At 35.8% G+C, this 3,101-nt stretch carries 3 protein-coding genes; all 3 read left to right on the top strand.

Annotated features, from left to right (window positions below; genetic code table 11):
- On the top strand, window positions 1–865 hold an 865-nt coding region (locus K6D58_RS10525), incomplete at its 5' end, for a hypothetical protein (RefSeq protein ID WP_296830452.1).
- 11 nt (window positions 866–876) lie between these two features.
- On the top strand, window positions 877–2,559 hold the full coding sequence (locus K6D58_RS10520; RefSeq protein ID WP_296830451.1) for a M30 family metallopeptidase: 1,683 nt from the start codon (window positions 877–879) through the stop codon (window positions 2,557–2,559).
- Window positions 2,560–2,649: 90 nt separating this feature from the next.
- Window positions 2,650–3,101 (top strand): hypothetical protein (locus K6D58_RS10515; protein ID WP_296830449.1); only part of this gene is annotated, 452 nt, incomplete at its 3' end.

Genomic DNA, 3,101 nt, shown 5'->3' with positions numbered 1-3,101 from the left:
TACAGTAATTTCTTTACCGGAAGAAGAAAAGCTTGTATCTGAATGGGAAGAAAATATTACTCTTACACCCCTTTATTATGAAGACGGAAATTTTTACGGATATAAAGTTTCTTCTTTTACTTACGACGGAAGAATTACCCTTCCTGAATTTTCTGTAAAAGGATATGCCGGGGATAATGGTTTTGAACTTTTAGAAGAAACAGAAAGACTTACAGCTCTGCCGGTTTTTCTTTCTGCAGAAGAAAGTTCTAATGGAGAAGCAGATGAAGTAACAAATGCTTCCCTGAACTTTATAGTAGACAGATTCTCTTTTGAAAATTCTGATGATGAATTTAACGCTTCCTTCAGATTGAATTTTGTTTCGCAAAATCCTGATGCAAAAAAAGGAAGGGCAAGTGATTCAAGGGTAGAAATAAATTACATGGCCCTTCTTGTTACTGTAAGCGGAGGTTCATCTTCTTCTGATGGTCAGATTGCTTGTAAAGAAGTTTATAAGGTTGTAAGTCCCCTTACTGTAAGTTCTGCTGTAGCTGCAAGTCCTGAATTAAAATACACAATTGTAAAAAACGATTCTTCAATTGTTATCAGGATGAATGCTTTTTCTTATTCTCCAAAAATGCGTATCGGAGATATTTTTATGACTGCTGATATTTCTGAAGATGGTGTTATCAGCTCTGCAGCATCTAAGGATAATCCTTTGTATTCATACACAGCTAATGATGAAAAGATTATGGCCGTAAAAATTATTTCTTTATCCGGTACATACAATGATACAGAGAAAAAATTAAATTTCTCTTTTATTCCTGGAAGTATGCCTCTGGCAATATCTGTGGAAACAGAAGATTTTATCGAGGTTAATGAATGAAAATGCCGGCCATGAATAAAGTTAAAAGTTTTTTTCTTTCTATATTAATATTGTTTTCTCCTGCTTTTTTATATCTGTCCTGTTCTGATTCTTCTGATAAAGGTAATGATGATTGTGAGAATGAGATTCAGATTGCAGAAGAAGAAATATTTTCTTTAAGTGATGTTAATGGAAAAAATATTTATGCCATTATTACAAATCCATCTTCTCAGGAAATAGAAGGACAGTATTTAAGAAGCATAACTTCTGTTTCCGGAATTGAAGGTCTTGATACATCAGAAGAAAATCTGACAGATACAAGTAATGCTGATGCTAAAATTATTGAGTCTTCGTTTACTGGATATAAAATTCCTGTAAGCGTAAAGGATAGTCTCTTTACATCAGACTCCTGTCGTTCGGCTTCTGCTGATCAAATAACCCAGCCAGAAAAAATTACAGAGCCAATTGTTGATGAAACTGCAATGAAGATTTATGTGGATAATGATTTATCCATGCAGACATACAGAAAAAAGGCTTCTACCTTAAGGGCAAAAGGAAAGTACTGTTATGTCTGGGTTGTTGATTCATATTATTCAGAAGAAGAAATTGACTCTGATGACGTGGGTAACAAAGTTGACTCTGCAACTGCTCAGGCTCTTGCTGATAAATTTGATTCTCTTTATCCGGTAGAAAGATATTTATTTGGAAACGAATCGGAAAATATTTTTTATAACGATTCAATTTATTCAACAATGGAAGAGTGGAGCGCTACAGGTTCCATGGTAAATATCGTTCTTTATGATATTGGCTGTGACCGTTATTCACTTTATTCAAAGGGTGTAATGGGATATTTCTACGATAAGGATTATTACATTCCAGTAAAAGACGGAGACCTTCGTTATTCAAATCAGGGAAAGTATTTTTATGTAGATACTTACTATGCAGTTAAGTATGCAGATACCATGATGTCTACTCTTGCCCATGAGTTTCAGCACATGATTGCTTTTGGTGTAGAAAAGCAGGAAACAGAAGAAGTCTGGTATAAAGAAATGCTTGCCCTTCATTGTGAAGATGCCCTTTATGAATTTCTTGAAATTCCCCAGGATGCAAGTCCCCGCTACAGACTGCCTTCATTTAATTCACATTATGTTTATTCCGGAATTGAATACAACACAAGTGAAGGCTCTCTTTCTTATGCAACTCTTTATGCTTTTGGAGCCTGGTGTGCAAGAAATTTTGGAGGAGCTGAATACATAAAGAAAGTTGCCCTCTGTCCTTATGCAAATGAAAATGCAGTTGTGTATGCAGTAAATGCTTATGGAAATACTGATTATTCGTTTGAAGATATTTTGAACTTGTACACTCAGTCCCTTGTAAATCCTGATTCAGATTTTACTTTAAACAGGGCAGGGGATGAAAACCTTATCTATGCAGATGGAAGCGTAAGCTATTCCTATCCTTTGTCTGCAATTGATTTAAGTTCAGCTGATTTTCACTGGACATCCTCGGTTCTCGATCCAGCTTACATCACCAATGAATGTGATGAGGAGTCTGAATATATAAATCCGGCAGTTTTCTCTTATGGTTACATGCCTGAGGTATTACGTCCTAATGGTTTTATTTTGTTAAAGCTTGGTACAGCTCAAGAAGATAATGTAAGCCTTACATTTTCTTCCGGAAATGCAGCAGAAGAATTGCATCTTCTTGCTTATTAAAAAAGTTTATTTGAAAGAAAATCAGGAGGTTTTCTTTTGAATATAAAAAAAAGTATTGCGGAAAAGTATTTTCCGTAGAGAGGTAGTCTTATGATTAAAAAAAGGTTTTTGTGTTCAGTATTAACTGCAGCACTGGTTCTGGGCGGAATGATGTCCTGTGCAACAGATGATGATTCATCTTCAAATTCTTCAAGTGTAGAAAATCAGAAATCAGAAGAAGTTGAATATCCTGCAGCTTACTACGGAACTTACACAGGTGACTGGTCAGTAGGATCTTTTGGAACTTATGCCATGACTCTTATCGTTGCAGAAAATACACTTTACTGTACTTCTGACATGATGACAGTTAACTATGAATATGTTTCATGGGTTCAGGACAGCGACGGAAACTGGGTATGCTGCGGAAGTCACGCAGAAGATGGAGTAACCCTTGATTCAGCTGCTACCACTGTTACATTTACAACAGATGGAAAAGTTTACTTCTCTGTAACAGCAATGGCTTCTATGGCAGACCCTGCTGAACTTACATATTCATCTGATTC

This window comes from Treponema sp., from assembly GCF_024696245.1.
GTDB lineage: Bacteria > Spirochaetota > Spirochaetia > Treponematales > Treponemataceae > Treponema_D.
Note: the sequence above shows the minus strand (reverse complement) of the source record. Positions and strands in the feature narration are given on the sequence as shown.

Bases quoted from the DNA above. Each gene is read 5' to 3' on its own strand.
- K6D58_RS10520 (WP_296830451.1), top strand. From the start codon at position 877: ATGAATAAAGTTAAAAGTTTTTTTCTTTCTATATTAATATTGTTTTCT.